Source organism: Dokdonella sp. (assembly GCF_041395345.1).
Lineage (GTDB): Bacteria > Pseudomonadota > Gammaproteobacteria > Xanthomonadales > Rhodanobacteraceae > Dokdonella.
Genome location: NZ_JAWLAR010000018.1, coordinates 24,477 through 41,490, shown reverse-complemented (window position 1 = coordinate 41,490; position 17,014 = coordinate 24,477). Strand labels below are relative to the sequence as shown.

At 60.5% G+C, this 17,014-nt stretch carries 13 protein-coding genes and 6 tRNA genes; 3 read left to right on the top strand and 16 right to left on the bottom strand.

Annotation, left to right across the window (positions count from 1 at the left end; genetic code table 11):
* Position 1: 1 nt before the first annotated feature.
* From dnaQ to R3F00_RS15165, 3 genes are read right to left on the bottom strand one after another with little or no spacing between them, the layout of a single operon-like run.
* Positions 2 to 706, bottom strand: a complete 705-nt coding sequence (dnaQ, locus tag R3F00_RS15175) for a DNA polymerase III subunit epsilon (RefSeq protein ID WP_371282642.1) — start codon at positions 704 to 706, stop codon at positions 2 to 4.
* Complete coding sequence (rnhA, locus tag R3F00_RS15170; protein WP_371282641.1) at positions 703 to 1,158, bottom strand: ribonuclease HI; 456 nt, start codon at positions 1,156 to 1,158, stop codon at positions 703 to 705. Before rnhA ends, dnaQ begins: the two co-directional genes overlap by 4 nt.
* Complete coding sequence (locus R3F00_RS15165) at positions 1,155 to 1,835, bottom strand: class I SAM-dependent methyltransferase (protein ID WP_371282640.1); 681 nt, start codon at positions 1,833 to 1,835, stop codon at positions 1,155 to 1,157. The genes rnhA and R3F00_RS15165 overlap by 4 nt, the downstream gene beginning before the upstream one ends.
* A 300-nt stretch (positions 1,836 to 2,135) precedes the next feature.
* Between R3F00_RS15165 and gloB the strand changes: the two genes are divergently transcribed.
* The 3 genes from gloB (at position 2,136) to R3F00_RS15150 (ending at position 5,143) form a co-directional block, all read left to right on the top strand.
* On the top strand, positions 2,136 to 2,912 hold the full coding sequence (gene gloB / locus R3F00_RS15160) for a hydroxyacylglutathione hydrolase (protein ID WP_371282639.1): 777 nt from the start codon (positions 2,136 to 2,138) through the stop codon (positions 2,910 to 2,912).
* 320 nt (positions 2,913 to 3,232) lie between these two features.
* Complete coding sequence (locus R3F00_RS15155) at positions 3,233 to 4,249, top strand: LysM peptidoglycan-binding domain-containing protein (RefSeq protein ID WP_371282638.1); 1,017 nt, start codon at positions 3,233 to 3,235, stop codon at positions 4,247 to 4,249.
* Positions 4,250 to 4,357: 108 nt separating this feature from the next.
* Positions 4,358 to 5,143, top strand: coding sequence for an enoyl-ACP reductase (locus R3F00_RS15150; protein ID WP_371282637.1), 786 nt, complete (start codon positions 4,358 to 4,360; stop codon positions 5,141 to 5,143).
* A 72-nt stretch (positions 5,144 to 5,215) separates the two neighbouring features.
* Here the strand turns inward: R3F00_RS15150 and R3F00_RS15145 are convergent, their stop codons facing one another.
* The 13 genes from R3F00_RS15145 to R3F00_RS15085 all read right to left on the bottom strand — a co-directional run bounded on the left by R3F00_RS15145 (position 5,216) and on the right by R3F00_RS15085 (position 16,988).
* Complete coding sequence (locus tag R3F00_RS15145; protein ID WP_371282636.1) at positions 5,216 to 7,123, bottom strand: SurA N-terminal domain-containing protein; 1,908 nt, start codon at positions 7,121 to 7,123, stop codon at positions 5,216 to 5,218.
* Positions 7,124 to 7,337: 214 nt separating this feature from the next.
* A tRNA-Val gene (locus R3F00_RS15140) sits at positions 7,338 to 7,412 on the bottom strand.
* Between the two features lie 12 nt (positions 7,413 to 7,424).
* Complete coding sequence (locus tag R3F00_RS15135) at positions 7,425 to 7,697, bottom strand: HU family DNA-binding protein (RefSeq protein ID WP_371282635.1); 273 nt, start codon at positions 7,695 to 7,697, stop codon at positions 7,425 to 7,427.
* A 309-nt stretch (positions 7,698 to 8,006) separates the two neighbouring features.
* Positions 8,007 to 10,511: an endopeptidase La gene (gene lon, locus R3F00_RS15130; protein ID WP_371282634.1), complete on the bottom strand. Its 2,505-nt coding sequence runs from the start codon at positions 10,509 to 10,511 to the stop codon at positions 8,007 to 8,009.
* Positions 10,512 to 10,652: 141 nt separating this feature from the next.
* Positions 10,653 to 11,933, bottom strand: a complete 1,281-nt coding sequence (gene clpX, locus R3F00_RS15125; protein WP_371282633.1) for an ATP-dependent Clp protease ATP-binding subunit ClpX — start codon at positions 11,931 to 11,933, stop codon at positions 10,653 to 10,655.
* A gap of 115 nt (positions 11,934 to 12,048) precedes the next feature.
* Complete coding sequence (gene clpP / locus R3F00_RS15120) at positions 12,049 to 12,681, bottom strand: ATP-dependent Clp endopeptidase proteolytic subunit ClpP (RefSeq protein ID WP_371282632.1); 633 nt, start codon at positions 12,679 to 12,681, stop codon at positions 12,049 to 12,051.
* 25 nt (positions 12,682 to 12,706) lie between these two features.
* Positions 12,707 to 13,999 (bottom strand): trigger factor, encoded by a 1,293-nt coding sequence (gene tig, locus R3F00_RS15115; RefSeq protein ID WP_371282630.1) that lies wholly within the window; start codon positions 13,997 to 13,999, stop codon positions 12,707 to 12,709.
* A gap of 419 nt (positions 14,000 to 14,418) precedes the next feature.
* A tRNA-Leu gene (locus R3F00_RS15110) sits at positions 14,419 to 14,503 on the bottom strand.
* A gap of 88 nt (positions 14,504 to 14,591) precedes the next feature.
* Positions 14,592 to 14,667, bottom strand: a tRNA-Lys gene (locus tag R3F00_RS15105).
* A 61-nt stretch (positions 14,668 to 14,728) separates the two neighbouring features.
* A tRNA-His gene (locus R3F00_RS15100) sits at positions 14,729 to 14,805 on the bottom strand.
* 124 nt (positions 14,806 to 14,929) lie between these two features.
* A tRNA-Arg gene (locus tag R3F00_RS15095) sits at positions 14,930 to 15,006 on the bottom strand.
* A gap of 89 nt (positions 15,007 to 15,095) precedes the next feature.
* A tRNA-Pro gene (locus R3F00_RS15090) sits at positions 15,096 to 15,172 on the bottom strand.
* 118 nt (positions 15,173 to 15,290) lie between these two features.
* The gene (locus tag R3F00_RS15085; protein ID WP_371282629.1) at positions 15,291 to 16,988 is read right to left on the bottom strand and encodes a serine/threonine-protein kinase; all 1,698 of its coding nucleotides are present in this window, start codon (positions 16,986 to 16,988) and stop codon (positions 15,291 to 15,293) included.
* Between the last annotated feature and the right edge of the window lie 26 nt (positions 16,989 to 17,014).

Below are 17,014 nucleotides of genomic sequence, written 5' to 3'. Positions count from 1 at the left end.
CCTACCCCGGAATTTTCCACACGCAAGCGCCCTTGCTGGCCGCATCAATGGCCTCGATACGACGGGCATGGGCAGACAGTTCCGCCTCGTTGGCGCGCAGTACGCAGAGGCCGTCGCCCGCCAGAGGGCCCGTCGTCACGGCGCGTTGCGGCTGCTCGACCATTTCGACCGCCAGTCCCAGATCACCCTGCCCCGCCGTCATCGCCAGATAGACATCTGCAAGCAGGTGGGCGTCGATCAACGCCCCGTGCAATTCCCGATGGCGATTGTCGACGCCCAATCGCTTGCACAAGGCATTCAGACTGTTTTGCTGACCGGGAAATCTCTCCCTGGCCAGTTGCAGGGAATCAAGCACGCGTGAGCGATCAGCCAGTCTGCCGAACTCCGGCCCGGCGAGTCGCAATTCCGCGTCGAGAAAACCCTCGTCAAAGCCGGCGTTGTGGGCAATGATTTCCGCTCCGGCGACAAACTCGAGAAATTCGTTGGCAATGTCGCGGAAACGCGGCTTGTCGTGCAGAAAGGCGTCGTCGATGCCATGGACCGCACGCGCGCCCTCGTCGATGGCGCGGTCTGGATTGAGAAATGTGTGAAAGGTGCGCCCGCTGGGTCTTCGTTCGAGCAACTCGACGCAGCCGATCTCGATGACCCGATGCCCCTTCTTGACTTCGAGCCCGGTCGTTTCCGTATCGAGGACGACTTGTCTCACAAGGCCTCCTCCTGACTGTCGCGCACGGCTTCCGCTGCGCGGCGCGCGAGCTGGTCGACGCGCTCGTTTTCCGCGTGGCCAGCGTGCCCGCGTACCCAATGCCATTCGACCGCGTGCGGCTTCAAGGCTTCAACCAGGCGCTCCCAAAGGTCGCGGTTCTTGACCGGGTCACCGCCGACCGTGCGCCAGCCCCTGGCGATCCAGCGAGGCATCCACTCCCTGATTCCCCGCATCACATATTGCGAATCAGTGGTCAGGGTCACCGTGCACGGCTTGCGCAGCGCCTCGAGTCCGGCTATCACGGCAAACAGTTCCATGCGGTTGTTGGTCGTGTGGGCTGCACCCCCGTGCAACTCCCGTTCGCGCCCGGCATGGCGCAACAGGGCAGCCCAGCCGCCCGGCCCCGGATTGCCCAGACACGCTCCATCGGTGAACAACTCGACTGCGCTCACAGACAGGCGCGCCGGCTTGGCATCTGGACCAGTCCGCGGCCCAGCGCCATGCCACTCGCACGTCGCCGCAGTGGAATCACGCGAACCTCGGAGCGCTGCTTGGTCAGCACCAGAATCCACGCCCCATCGAGGCGGCCACCACATCCGACATTGGCCGCATCTGCGGCAACTGCTGGCCAGGCACCGCCGAGAAATCCGCGTTTGACGGGCCGCAAGCTTGCTCTGGTGAACACGCGCTGGACGCGACCAAGACTGCGCATTCGAGGCCTTGGAGATGCATCTCGCGCACCGAGCGCGGTCCAGATTCGCCAGGGACTCAGCGCGTTCATGCCGAAAACGCAAAGGGTTCCGCCCGGCGCGAGCACGCGTGCCAGTTCCTGCTCAACCCCGCTGTCCGGATCCAGCAGGTCAAGCACGTGACGTGCAATCAGCAGCTGGATGCTGTCGCTTTCGATCGGCAGGGCGTCAGGCTGGCAGCGCAGATCACCCCGCAGGCAGCCCTCTCCGAAATGCAGGCGAATCATTGAAGGATGGCTGCGAATCCCGGCTTCTTCGGCCATCGCGGAGGGAGCAAGCGAGACAGCGGACCCGGATGGGGCCTTGCGGGCCAGCTCGCTCGCGAAGCTCCATTCCTGGGACAGGAGGCTGCGCATCTGGGCGAGTTCGAAAAACTGCATGGATTCGTGCTGCACGAAGAATGGGGTCCTGCAAATGCTGTTCTTGCCTGGACTCGGAGTTTACATCAGGGGCGCAGAGGATCATCCGTTCCGGGCTGGCGCGGAGCGATCGCGGGCATGTGCGAGAATCGAACAGGACACTGGTTGTTCCGCACTTCCGCGCGCGAAGCACGGCTGGACAGCATGCCCGAGTGAACGCGTCGCGATGGATGGAAGGGACCGGCATCCGGGCAGTTCGATTGCGAATGCTGCTGGACATGCACTTGCCCGGCCCACCCATGCCGCGGCTATAGTTCACCCATGAGCAATTTGCGGCTGCAGCCGATACCGGCACTGAATGACAACTACATCTGGCTGCTCGCCGATACGATGGGCAATGCGCTCGTGGTGGATCCGGGAGAAGCTGGCCCAGTGATCGAAGTTCTGGCACGCGAGAAACTTCGTCTGCGGGCGATTCTTCTTACCCACCACCACCCCGATCATGTCGGTGGCGTACCGGAGTTGCTGAAGCTGGGCCAGACAGGCGTGTACGCGCCGGCGGATCCCCGCATCGAACAGGCCACCCATCGCGTTGGCGATGGCGACCGTGTCGTCATGGAGGCGCCCGCATGCGCATTTGAAGTCATTGCCGTACCTGGACACACCCTCAGTCATGTTGCCTATCACGGCAATGGCCTGCTGTTCAGCGGCGACACCCTTTTCAGCGTGGGCTGCGGGCGCCTGTTCGAAGGCACGCCTGAGCAGATGCTCAGCTCACTGGACAAGCTGGCAAGGCTGCCCGGAGAGACTCGAGTCTGCTGCGGACACGAATACACGCAAGCCAATTGCGCATTTGCATGCACCATCGAGCCCGGGAATCCTTCCCTGTTGAGCAGAATGGAGCAAGTTCGAAGACTGCGCGCATCGGGACAATCCAGCGTGCCTTCGCTCCTATCGGAGGAACTGGCCTGCAATCCGTTCCTGCGCATCGATGCCGACAGCGTCATAGCGGGGCTTGGCCAGAAAACGTCGACGCATGGCGATCGTGTGGCACGCTTCGCAGCGTTGCGTGCCCTCAAGGATTCCTTTCGCGCATGAGTTTTACCGGGATCCGGATCGCGTGCCTGCACGCATCGGTTATCCTGTGCCTTGTGCTCGCCGCGTGCGCGGCTCCAAAACATCGTCAGGCTCCGCCCCCGGTCGAGGCCGAAGCAGAGGTGATTGCAGAGCCTCCGGCAACAGCCGTACAAGTGCAGCCTGCCCCTCCCGAAAGAGCGCTTATCGCTGACCTCTCACCCTGGCCGCGATTGCGCAGCCGATTCGCGCTCGACAGCTGCAACCACAGCAGTGCGGTTCTCAAGGAAGCCAGGTCGTATACGCGGTCGGGCGCCATTTTCACCCGCTCACTGCGGAACGCCATGCCATTTCTGTTGCTCGTGGTCGATGAACTGGAGAGGCGCAACCTTCCAGGCGAATTCGCGCTCCTGCCCTATGTGGAGAGCGGCTACCGACCACTGCCGGCCAAGGGGCGCGGACCCGCAGGCATGTGGCAATTGATGGGCCGGACCGCCTCCGCCCGCGGGCTTCATATCGGCAAGGACTACGACCAGAGGCTCGACGCAATCGAATCGACCCGGGTGGCACTGGATCTCATCGAACGCTACGACCGCGAGTTCGGCGACTGGCGACTGGCGACCATGGCATTCAATGCGGGCGAGTTTCGGGTCAAGCGGCAACTCGGCAACCGCTCGATAGCTGAACTGGATGCCATGGAGCTCAGTCAACTGAATCTCAGCAAGACCACTCTTCAGCACCTCAGCCGTCTGCTCGCAATGGCATGTATCGTCCAGCAACCCGAAGAATTCGACGCAGATCTTCCGGCCCCTGAAGAAGACGACTTCCTCGTGCAGCTCACCCCGGAAGCACCGATCGACATGCGCGTGGCTGCAAACTTGCTGGGCATGTCGTTCGATGCACTGCGCAGGTTCAATGCCGCACATACGGCTTCCCCCGGGCAAATCGGCCCTGTCAGCAGCCTGCTCGTACCCGCTACGCGAATGACGGAATTTGAAAGGAACGTTGTTCTGCTTCCGAAGAGCCTGCTAGCGGACTGGCACTCGCATCGCATGGCGCCGGGGGAAACACTGGATTCCCTTGCAGGCTCTTTCGGTCTGAGCGTCCAGGCCCTGGCTTCTGCCAACGGCCTTGCCCCGGATTCCCTCGCTGCAAGCGGCACCCGGTTACTCGTTCCCGGCCAGGGTAGGGAAGTCGACGGGAATCCCGCGACATACGTGGTCAGGCAAGGCGACACCCTGTCAGCCATTGCACGTCGCCATGGCGTCAAGCTTGCCCAGCTGCTTCGCTGGAACAATCTCGACAAGAATTCGATCCTGCAACTGGACATGCCGTTGCGCGTCCGTGCGCCACAGTATTGAAGTCCATTTGCCAGTGACTCGGTTACACTGCGCGAAATGATCGCGAATGACTGGAAGCGGCAACGCGGACATTCGCGTGACAATTCATCGCGGTGTACTGGAGGAAGCATGGGATTTCTGCACGGCAAGCGCGCCTTGATCATCGGCATCGCCAGCAAGCGTTCAATCGCCTGGGGAATTGCTGAAGCGATGCACCGGGAAGGCGCGCAACTCGCCCTTACGTATCAGAGCGAAAAATTGAAGAGCCGCGTCGATGAAGCTGCGCAGGCATTCGGCTCGGACATTGTCATGTCGCTCGATGTCGCTGACGATGCACAGATCGAAAAGGTTTTCAGTGATCTCGGTGCACGCTGGGATGGCCTGGACATCCTCGTGCATTCGGTCGGGTTCGCTCCTCGCGAAACGCTGCAAGGCGGTTTCCTGGACAACCTGACGCGGGAAAGTTTCGCCATTGCGCACGACATATCGAGCTACAGTCTCGCCGCGCTGGCCAAGGCCGCCAGGCCGATGATGCAGGGGCGCAATGGATCGATTCTCACCTTGAGCTATCTTGGCGCCGAGCGGGCACTGGCCAACTACAACGTGATGGGCCTCGCCAAGGCCAGCCTCGAGTCCAACGTCCGTTATCTCGCCTACAACCTCGGTCCCGAAGGGACCCGCGTGAATGCGATTTCCGCAGGCCCGATCAAGACTCTGGCCGCCTCGGGCGTTGGCAATTTGCGCAAGATGCTCGATCACGTCGAAGCAAGTGCACCGTTGCGCCGCAACGTGACGCCGGAAGAAGTCGGCAATGTCGGCGCATTCCTGTGCTCGGACCTTGCTTCAGGCGTGACCGGCGAGATCATGTATGTCGACTGCGGCTACAGCACGGTAGGCATGACCGGCATCGAATAAGGCCTCTCGCCAGACGCATTCGCCAGTTGCATGCGTCATCATCGAAAAGGGCCGCAGCGCGGCCCTTTTCTGCTACCAGCGTTCTTCGGAAATCTCTATTTCCATTCCAGCCCTGAGTGCTGCCACGAATTCCCGGGCGGCCGCGTCCGCATTGGCTTGCTTGATCGTGTTTCTGGCAGCCTCCCGCGTGGGCTGATCCGCAGCCGCCGGGTCAGCGTCGGTCACGCCCTTGAGCTCAAGCAACGCAAAGGAATCGCCACCGAGCGTGACAAGACTGAACTCGGACTTGCCGCCCGCTGGCCGGGGCAACGCGAATGCAGCCGATACGAGTGCCTGGTCGACATTGACGGCACTGCGCCCGATACCCTGCTGATCCTGCACCTCAAGCGTCAATTCCTGCGCCAGGGCGGGCAAGGACTCGCCCTTTTCAAGGCGTGCGAACAGTTCATCCGCACGCTCCTGAGCTTGCTTGCTGACGCGTTCGGCGATAACTCGCTGTTCGACCTGATCCTTGACCTCGGCCATCGGCTTTGGCGTTGCAGGCTTGTGTTCGCTGACGCGAACGACAGCCATGTGGTTGGGACCCAGTTCAACCTGATCCGAATTGTTTCCCTGCAGCAGTACGGGATCCGAGAATGCGGCGCGTACGACTTCAGGATTGCCGGCAAGACCGGATCCGCCGCTGCGCGAGAACAACTCGGTCTTCTCGACCTTCAGGCCCAGCTCGGCAGCCGCCGGAGCCAGCGATGTCGAATCCTCGTAGCTCAGGTCGATCAGGCGACCGGACAGTTCGTTGTAGGCACGCTCGCGTTCAGACTCGGCATATTCGGATGCCAGTTCCTCGCGGACTTCTTCGAAGCTGCGCGCCGCTCCCGGGCGAATATCCCGGACCTCGATAATGTGGTAGCCCTCGGAAGAAAGAACCGGATCGGAGACCTGGCCCTTTTCCAGCGCGTATAGCGCCTCCTCGAATGCCGGATCCGTCATGCCCTTGTCCATCCAGCCAAGGTCGCCACCAAGGGCGCGGGAACCCAGGTCCGCGGATTCGGTCTTGGCGAGCTCGGCAAAGTCTTCACCGGCCTTGATTCTGGCAGAAACGGCCTCTGCGGCTTCAAGCGCCTTTTTCTGTTCGTCAGGCCCGCCATCCCCTTGCACCTTGATCAGGATATGCGAAGCGAGGCGTTGCTCTGTGGTCACGAATCGGAACTTTTCCTTTTCGTACCTGTCCTTGAGCGTGGCCTCATCTGCAACCAGCTGCACGGCAAGATCCTGCGCATTGACCTCGACATACTCCAGCGCAACCAACTCGGGGTTCATGTAGTCCTGCTGGTGCGCTTCATAGAATTCCGTCAGTTCCTGTTCCGGGATTTCGGTCGATGCAGGTTCCGGCGCAGTCAGGGTCACGAAGCTGAAATCGCGAAGCTGACCGCGAAGCCGCAGCAGTTCATCGACCTCCTTGTCCGTTGCAAACGCGCTGCTTGCAACATCCACCGGAATCTCCCTGGCGGCGAGCTCCTCGGCAACACGCTCGGCGAATGCGTTGGGCGTCATGCCCTGAGCCGACAGACGCGCGCGATACAAGGCTGCATCGAATGCGCCGTCGCGCTGGAATGCCGGAATACTCGAGATTTCCTCGCGCAGGCGGTCCGCAGGAATCGCTATGCCGTATTTCTCGTTGGCATTGAGCAGCACCTGCTCGTCGATCATCTGATCGAGAATACGGCGCTTGATGTCAGGCTGATCAAAAATGCGCGCATCGATGGCTCCGTTGGTACGCTGCAATTGCTGCTGCCGGAACTCGTCAAAGCGAGTACGGAATTCCTGCTGCGAGATCTCCTTGTCGCCGATTCGGGCTACAAAGGTATCCGTCCGTCCGATGAAATAGGACTCAATGCCGAAGAACGAAAACGCGACGACAATCGCGCCAAGAATGATCTTCGCAATCAGACCGGATGTTTTTGCGCGTAGATCCTGAAGCATGCAACCGCCTAATGTTGTGGGTTTGCAGCCGACAACCGGCAGGCCTGGCCGTCGACAATGAACAACGTGGAGCCAGCTATCGACCCACGCATGAAAAAGCAAAGGCGCCACTCGGGCGCCCTGCATGGGAGGTAGCAAACGGAACGGATCCTGATCCGCTACCCCCGGCGAGACAGTCCAGTATTGTAACCGACTGGACGCTCAGAACATGGAGTGGTGGGTGCTGAGGGTTTCGAACCCCCGACCCTCGCCTTGTAAGGGCGACGCTCTACCGCTGAGCTAAGCACCCCCTGTCCTTGACTCAGTTGATCGCGTCCTTGAGCCCCTTGCCTGCCTTGAATGCAGGTACATTGGACGCCTTGATCTCGATCGTTTCGCCGGTCCGCGGATTGCGGCCGGTACGAGCGGCACGCGTGCGCACCGTAAACGTGCCGAAGCCAACCAGAGAAATGTTATCACCTGCCTTGAGGGCACTCTTGACGACGCCAAAAACCGCCTCGACAGCGCGCTCGGCGTCCGCCTTGGACATGTTGGCCTTGTCGGCAACCGCACCAATAAATTCAGCTTTGTTCATTATCAACTCCCTTTCGAGCAGCAACCCGGATGTGTTTGGTTCGAACTGATCGCGCGGCATGAATGAGGTGGGCTGACCTCCCGCGCAATGCATGTTCCCCCGCGTATCCGCAGGATACGTTTTGTATCGGCGAATCGTGGCCTGACCTTTATACCAGTGCCCCTGATACCGCGCAACACAAGGTTTTATGCGGATTTTTAAGTACTCTGAGCACCCGAAGGCACACGCAAAAAAGAGTGCATGCGTCAATCCCGGGGCCGAGTCACCATGGCGTGAACGGGGTTCGCGCCCGGATCCGGCGGCACTGGCTCAATGCGGACGAACCGGAGATTCCGCGGAACTTCGCTTGCCCTTGGCCGGAATTTCCGCAGCGGCTGGCGGTTCGGTACGCGAACCCGGCGTGAGCGGACGCTCCAGTGCAATATCGAGTACCTCGTCAATCCATTTGACCGGTCGTATCTCCAGCGATTCGGTAACGTTGGCCGGTATGTCTGCGAGATCCTTGCGGTTTTCTTCGGGAATAATCACGGTTCCAACACCGCCCCGGTGTGCCGCAAGCAACTTTTCCTTGAGCCCGCCAATCGGCAATACCCTGCCACGCAGGGTGATTTCTCCGGTCATGGCCACATCCGAACGCACCGGTATGCGCGTCAGCGCGGATACCAGGGCCGTGCACATCGCCACACCGGCACTGGGCCCGTCCTTGGGTGTTGCGCCTTCGGGAACATGAATGTGCACGTCGAGTTTCTGATGGAACTCGGGATCAACGCCAAGCCGGTCCACGCGCGCTCGAACGACACTCAGGGCAGCCTGGATGGATTCCTGCATGACATCGCCAAGTTGTCCGGTATGCTGAAGTTTGCCCTTGCCCGGAACCGTGGTCGCCTCGATGCTGAGAAGGTCGCCTCCGACCTCTGTCCAGGCCAGGCCGGTGACCAGACCCACTTCATTTTGCAGCTCGGCGCGACCGAAGTTGAATTTCTGCACGCCAAGATACTGGTCAAGATTCTTGCCTGAAACACGCACCTGCTTGCGCTTGGGCACGGACTTGCGAGCCACGGCCTTCTTGGCGACGGCCTTGCCCTTGGCAGACCTGGCCGGCTCCGCGAGGCTCAGTTCCTTGACGACCTTGCGGCAAATCTTGGAAATTTCGCGCTCCAGATTTCGCACGCCGGATTCACGCGTGTAGTAGCGGATCACGTCGCGGATCGCACTTTCCTCGATATCCAGCTCATGGGATTTCAGTCCGTTCGCCTTGAGCTGCTTCGGAATGAGATAGCGCTCGGCAATGTTGACCTTTTCATCCTCGGTATAACCGGGGATGCGGATGACTTCCATGCGGTCCAGCAAGGGTCCGGGAATGTTCAACGAATTGGCAGTCGCTATCCACATGACCTCGCTGAGGTCAAAATCGACCTCCAGATAGTGGTCACTGAATGCATTGTTCTGTTCGGGATCCAGCACCTCAAGCAACGCCGAGGCGGGATCGCCTCGAAAGTCCATCGACATCTTGTCGATTTCATCGAGCACGAAAAGCGGGTTTCGCGTGCCTGCCTTGGACATGTTCTGGATGATCCTTCCCGGCATCGATCCGATGTAGGTTCGCCGATGCCCGCGAATCTCGGCCTCGTCTCTGACACCGCCCAGCGACATGCGCACGAACTTGCGGTTGGTGGCCTTGGCGATGGATTGTCCGAGCGAAGTCTTGCCGACACCGGGCGGTCCCACCAGACAGAGGATGGGCCCCTTCATCTTGTGCACGCGCTGTTGCACGGCAAGATATTCGAGAATGCGATCCTTGACCTTCTCCAGGCCGAAGTGATCGGCATCGAGCACTTCCTGGGCAAGGCGAAGATCCTTGCGTACCTTGGTCCGCTTCTTCCACGGTGCGGCAACCATCCAGTCGATGTAGTTGCGGACCACCGTCGCTTCGGCAGACATCGGTGACATCTGCTTGAGCTTGCCCAGTTCCGCACGGGCCTTTTTCAGGGTCGCCTTGGGCATCCCTGCGGCTTCGATCTTGCGCGCAAGTTCCTCGAGTTCGCTGGGCGCATCCTCGGAATCACCGAGCTCCTTCTGGATCGCCTTCATCTGCTCATTGAGGTAATACTCGCGCTGGCTCTTCTCCATTTGCGACTTGACCCGGCCGCGAATGCGCTTCTCGATTTGCTGGACATCGATCTCGCCATCAACCAGCGCGATCAGACGCTCCAGTCTGTCGGCCACGTCGGGTGTCTCGAGGATCTGCTGCTTGTCCTGCAACCGGACAGACAAATGTGCTGCGATCGTGTCGGCCAGGCGCGACGGATCTTCCAGACCCGCCAGGGTTGCCATCAACTCCGGCGGGATCTTCCTCGACAGCTTCACCAGCTGCTCGAACAGGGAAACCAGGGAACGCGAAATCACTTCGACTTCGCGTTCGGTTCGTGTATAGACCGGCTCAAGCCGGCGGGCGCGTCCGGTCAGCAGGGCGTTGCGCTCGGAGAAGCCCGCAATTTCGGCTCGTGAAGTGCCTTCGACAAGCACCTTGATGGTGCCGTCGGGCAGCTTCAGCAATTGCAGTACCGATGCAACCGTACCGATCGAGTACAAGTCGCCAGCCTCGGGTTCGTCAACATCCGGACTGCGCTGTGCCACCAGAAGTATTTGCTTGTCGTCTTCCATTGCAGCATCAAGCGCGCTCACGGACTTTTCCCGACCTACGAACAGCGGGATGACCATGTGCGGATAGACGACAACGTCGCGCAGGGGCAGGATCGGCAGTTCGATCACGTCATCCGCGGCGCCTGGTGGGGACTTGCTGGTTTTTTCCATCTCTTGGATCCGGGCTTTCGGGGGCAGGCAAACTCGAACGGCAGCGTGAATCCACGCTGCCGTCAGGTCAAGTGAGGGCGACAGGCCGCATTGCAAGGGACCGACCGGTCAGCAGCCGCTGCCGGCACCGCTCGAGGGCCCCTATTCGGCAGCCGCGGCGCGCGCCTGCATATTGCCCTGGTAGATCAGGTACGGTTCGGCCTGTCCATTGATCACGGCTTCGTCAATGACAACCTTGCTCACATGCTCGAGCGAGGGAAGGTCAAACATCGTGTCAAGCAGGACCTGCTCGAGAATGGTGCGCAGACCGCGCGCGCCGGTCTTGCGTTCCAGAGCCTTCCTGGCAACGGCCGCCAGCGCATCGGGACGGAATTCGAGTTCGACGCCTTCCATGTCGAAGAGCCGTCTGAACTGCTTGGTGATCGCATTCTTGGGTTCGGTCAAGATCTTGACCAGCGCTTCCTCGTCCAGTTCCTCCAGCGTGGCCACCACAGGCAAGCGACCGACGAATTCCGGAATCAGGCCGAACTTGATCAGATCGCCCGGCTGCACCTGACCGAGCAACTTGCCGGTGTCGGCCTTGCTGCCGGTGCTGCGAATTTCGGACTTGAAGCCGATTCCGGTCGTTTCCGACCGTTGCTGGATGATTTTCTCGAGACCGGAAAAAGCACCGCCGACGATGAACAGCACGTTCTTGGTGTCGACTTGCAGGAATTCCTGCTGCGGATGCTTGCGCCCACCCTGAGGGGGCACGGAAGCCACTGTTCCCTCGATGAGCTTGAGCAGGGCCTGCTGCACACCTTCACCCGATACATCTCGCGTGATCGAGGGGTTCTCGCTCTTGCGTGAGATCTTGTCGATTTCGTCAATATAGACGATCCCGCTTTGGGCCTTGTCGACATCATAGTCGCACTTCTGCAGCAGCTTCTGGATGATGTTCTCGACATCCTCACCGACGTAACCGGCCTCGGTCAGGGTCGTCGCGTCAGCGATCGTGAACGGGACATTGAGCAGCCGTGCGAGGGTTTCGGCGAGGAGGGTCTTGCCCGAGCCGGTCGGACCGACCAGCAGGATATTCGACTTGGCCAGCTCGACTTCGTCGTTTCGACTGCGGGATTCAAGACGCTTGTAATGGTTGTAGACCGCGACGGCCAGAACCTTCTTGGCGCGCGACTGACCAATGACATACTGATCCAGTACATCCAGAATTTCCCTGGGTTTGGGCAGGTGACTGCGCGCCGAGGCGGCCTTCTCCTCGAGCTCTTCCCGGATGATGTCATTGCACAGCTCGACGCATTCATCGCAGATGAATACGGATGGACCAGCAATGAGCTTGCGGACCTCATGCTGGCTCTTGCCGCAGAAAGAGCAATAGAGGATCTTCCCGCCGTCGCCCGATCGGCCTTGTCGCTCTTCAGTCATGCGTCGCCTCGGGTGGTTTTGCTTGATGCCGGGCGAGCATAGCACAGCATTTCGCCAATCCAGGCCAGTGAGGCCAGGTCGGGGATTGCAGGATGCCAGCTCGCCCTCAGGAGTTTCAAACCGGATGAACGGTCTCGGCCGGGCGTCGGTCGAGGACTTCGTCGATCAGGCCGTAGGTCTTGGCGTCCACGGCATTGAAGAACAGATCGCGCTCGACGTCGCGCTCGATCCGTTCCAGGTCCTGCCCCGTGTTCTGGGCCAGCTCCTCGTTCAGGCGCCGACGCAGATAGAGGATTTCCTTGGCCTGGATTTCAATGTCCGAGGCCTGGCCCTGGGCGCCACCGGAGGGCTGATGGATCATCACCCGTGAATTCGGCAGCCCGTAACGCTTGCCCTTGTGGCCCGCGGCCAGCAGGAAAGCACCCATGCTCGCAGCCTGGCCGATGACCATCGTGCTGACATCGGGCTTGAGGAATCGCATGGTGTCGTAAATAGCCAGACCGGCGGTCACCGATCCACCGGGGCTGTTGATGTACAGATTGATGTCCTTGTCCGGATTCTCCGACTCAAGGAAGAGAAGCTGCGCAACAACCACATTGGCGACATAGTCATCGATGGGCCCGACCAGAAACACGACCCGCTCCTTGAGCAGGCGCGAGTAGATGTCGTAGGCGCGCTCTCCGCGGGAGGTCTGCTCGACAACCATCGGAACGAGGTTGAGACCCCGGACTGGATCATGACTGGACATTCTGGATCTCCTTGGAGCCCGGCGCTCAGGCGACGGGACGCATCACTTCACTGAAGCTCAGCTTTTTTTCGCTGACCTTGGCATTCTGCGCAATCCAGTCGATGACCTGATCTTCAAGGACTCGGCTTTGCAGGCCACTCATCATCTGGGCATCCTTCGAGTAAAGTTCAACCACCTGCTGCGGCTCCTCATAGGTCGACGCGATGGCCGACAGCGCCTCGGAAACGCGGCGCATGTCGATCCTGATCTCGTTTTGACGGGCTATCTCTGCCAGCAACATGCCGCCGGCCACACGCCGACGTGCCGAGGCCATGTACGGCTCATGCGAGATCGACTCCTTCTGGCCGGCCTTGTCGCCCTGCGCCTGACGGGCCAGTTCACGCGCCTCGCTGTCGACCAGACTCGGCGGTATCTCCAGCTCGGCATGGGCATCGATCAGTTTCTCGACGGCCGACGCCTTCAGGCGCGAAGCAAGCGCTGCCGAAAGTTCGCGCTCGAGGTTGGCACGGACATCCTCACGAAACTGCTCGAGGCCACCGTCAACCACTCCGAAGGTGGCCAGGAAAGCGGCGTCAAGATCGGGTAGCACGGGCTCCTGTACGCGCACGATCTTGAAGCTGGCGCGTGCCGACTTGCCGGCGAGCCCTTCAATGCGGAAGTCTGCAGGGAAGTCGAGGTCTGCCTCGAAGGCATCGTCGACCACGTGGCCGAGTAGGCGATCCTCCAGGTCCTTGAACAGCGCGTCCGAGCCTACGATCGTTCCGACCCGGTCCGTACCGGTCTCCGGATAGCGGAAATCGGCAGCCTGCGCGCTGAATTCGAACAGCACCATGTCGCCATTGATCGCGGCACGATCCACGGGGTTCCAGGTCCGGCGCTGCATGCGTAGGGTCTCGATCATCGAATCGATGTCTGCATCCGCCACGACCGAGGTCTGGCGCACGATTTCAAGACCGCTGACGTCGATTGGGCCGATTTCCGGCATGACATCGAATGTTGCTACGTACTCGATCTGACCCTCTTCGGGTCTGCCGCTGGTGGCAATCGAGGGCTGCATCGCTGGCCGCAGTTTTTCCGTATTGACGGCTTCCTGAAACGTCGAGCCAATCAGCTCGGACAAGGCTTCGCCGCGGATTTGCGCGCCGAAGCGCTGCTCGATGACCTTGGTCGGCACTTTGCCGGGTCGGAATCCCTTGATCCGGGCGTTGCGGCCCATCTCCTGGACCCGATTGCGGACCGTATCCTCGAGGCGAGTGGCAGGAATGCGCACCGTCAGCTTGCGTCCAAGTTTGCCGACGTTCTCAACCGAAACTTGCATGGATGCTCCTTGAAACGACAGAGCCCGAGCTGATGCCGGGCGTGGCTAGCCGGCTATCATAAAGCATCGGGGCAGGATTTCGCAGGGGTTGGACAGGTTTTTGCGCCACCTTGCGCGCTGACAGCATCCTTCCGGAGGCTGGGGAGACTGGGTGATGCGGGAACGATTCTTGGCGGATCCGGCGAACGAGTCTCCGAAGTGTGCCTGCTTCTCCGCGCTGGCGCTGTCGAAGGGAGGAGTTTCCCCTCGTTGCCGCTCAAGATTCGGCAGCGGGCTCTTGTATTGCCTGACGGAAAAGCGGGCTCGCTTTCCCTCGTTGCCGCTCAAGATTCGGCATCGGGCTCTAGTATTGCCTGACGGAAAAGCGGGCTCGCTTTCCCTCGTTGCCGCTCAAGATTCGGCATCGGGCTCTTTCGATTTGGTGCGAAAGGAGAGACTCGAACTCTCACGGGTTGCCCCACTGGAACCTAAATCCAGCGCGTCTACCAATTCCGCCACATTCGCATCGCTGGAAGCCGCTGAATCCACCCGGACTGGCACCGAATCGCGCCAGAATGCGACCGGCTGTCGCAGTTGGACATGAAGGTCCGTTTGGTGGGTCGTGAAGGATTCGAACCTTCGACCTATTGATTAAGAGTCAACTGCTCTACCAACTGAGCTAACGACCCCAAACAGACGAACAAGTTTAGCAAAACACACGTCGATCGAAAACCATCGACGCGATGGAAATGGGGTGAGCGAGGGGACTCGAACCCCCGACATCCGGAATCACAATCCGGGACTCTAACCAGCTGAGCTACGCCCACCATTGAAGCTATTTCAAAAAAACAACGATCCAACCGGCCGCGCGCACGTCACTCAATTCGCACAACCCAACCAGACTTCGCGGCTGCCATGCCTGCCAGACCCATTCCGCGCACGGAACAGGATTGGCGCGCCCGACAGGAATCGAACCTGCAACCGCCGGCTTAGAAGGCCGATGCTCTATCCGGTTGAGCTACGGGCGCATCTTCAATCGACATTGCAGCAGTTTGCCAGAAGCCAGCTGACATTCCGATCCGACTGGCACTATTGAACCTGCAGCGAGGAATCGGATTGGTCGGGGTAGAGGGATTCGAACCCCCGACATCCTGCTCCCAAAGCAGGCGCGCTACCAGACTGCGCTATACCCCGCCGACTTCGACTCCACGGGCAAGCCCGTCTCGGTAACGTACCGGAGAGGCGCGGAATGGTAATGTCGCCACTGGTTCGCGTCAATGTGAATATGCAGCCAGCGATGCCGAAACCCGGCTCAAGGCTGCGGAATCGAGGCCAGCTCTGCTTCGACCAGATCTTTCAACCAGGCCGGATTGCGCTCTTCCTGCTGCTGTGAGGCCAGGTATTTTCGATACTGGTCTGTGGACATCTGGGAGCGCAACTTGCCCAGAGCACTGCGCGCGCCGCTGCGCGCATCCGCACTGTAGGGGTTCAACGTCAACGCTTCGGCATAGGCATACACGGCATCCTCGGCATAGCCTGCGTCAAGATACTCGGATCCGTCGTCCAGGCTGCGCTGAAGGGATGCAGCCTGCTCCGTATCCAGTCCGGAGACTGTCATCCAGCTCTGCACGGGATCGGCCAGAAACCAGCCAAAAACCAACAGTACGGCAAGAACCGCAGCCGCGACACCGCCGATCTTTCTCCAGTCAGGCGCTTCAAAGGCGCGCTGGAACTCGGCTGCGTCGGCAAAGCGCTCCTCACGCGTGAACGCCAGCGACTTGCGCAATGCCTGCCACTGCACACGACTGATGTTTGCCGGCCGCTCCGGCCGCATCTTCTCGCTTCTGGCGAGGTCGGCTCGTACGTGATTGAACGGGTGGGCGCCAGCGTACATCGTGTAGATGATGCAACCCAGCGCGTAAACATCATCAGCCGGCGTTGGCCGCTGCCGATTGAGCATTTCCGGACTGGCGTAGTCGATAGTCAGCGCGAACAGGTCATCAGCATCGAACACCTTGTCGTATTCGCGACGACGGGCAATTCCGAAGTCGAGAATCTTCAAGGTGCCTTCGCTGTCGATCATCATGTTCGACGGTTTGAGATCCGCATGCGACAAATCGCGCGAATGGGCGTAGGCCATGCCGGCCAGCATTCCATGCACGAGTCGGGTGCGCTCTTCCGCACTCATGGGATTGGTCGCAGCCGCCCGCATCCTGGAGTGCAGCGCGATGCCTTCGACCACTTCCATGGTCAGGTAGACCAGATTCTGGTCGCGATCGAAGTCGAACACCTTGACGATGTTCGGATGATTGAGTGACTGGGCGTTTTTCGCCTCCCTCTGAAGCGCGACAAACGCCCTCTCGAACCCGATAAGGCTGCCGGAAATGAACTTGATCGCGACATACGGATCCGGATCCAGCGCTTCCATCTTGCGCACGTCTCGCGCTCGGAACACGGCACCCATGCCACCCCGGCCGAGTTCTTCGGTCAGCTCGAAGCGATCCTTGATGTAGTCGCCCGCCTTCGGCAATTCGTCGCGATCCGCGGCACTGCCCGCTGTGCGAGCCGAGGAAGGCGATGCCGAATCTCCGGTGCGCGGCGCGCGCACCTGGACCACGGGAGACATCGGTACCGAAACCGATGTCTCCGCTGGTGCAGCCGGCGGCGCCAAGTGCGGCATGGAGACATTGGTCTCCGGAACCGCACCCCCGCTGGAGCCCGATTTGGATGACTTCGTGGAATCAAGAACTCTGGTTGCGTCGGCCGCTTGCCTGTCGGCCTCTGCGCGATCCACCAGGACGGTCCTGGGCTCCTCACGGTCGAGAATGCGAGTGGGCGCATCGGAAGTGTCGGCCTGCCCCGCATCGCGCCCCTTCCCTCTTTCCGGCATGAGTCGGGTTGGCTCGTCGCCGCTGGCGCCGGATGGCTTTGCCCGGCCTGGCCCCTGCGCCTCTTTCGAGGCCTCAGGGTGCTCCTGATCTTCGGGATTGATCGGTTTGTCGCTGCTCATGCTGAATCAACCGATTTGACTTGTGG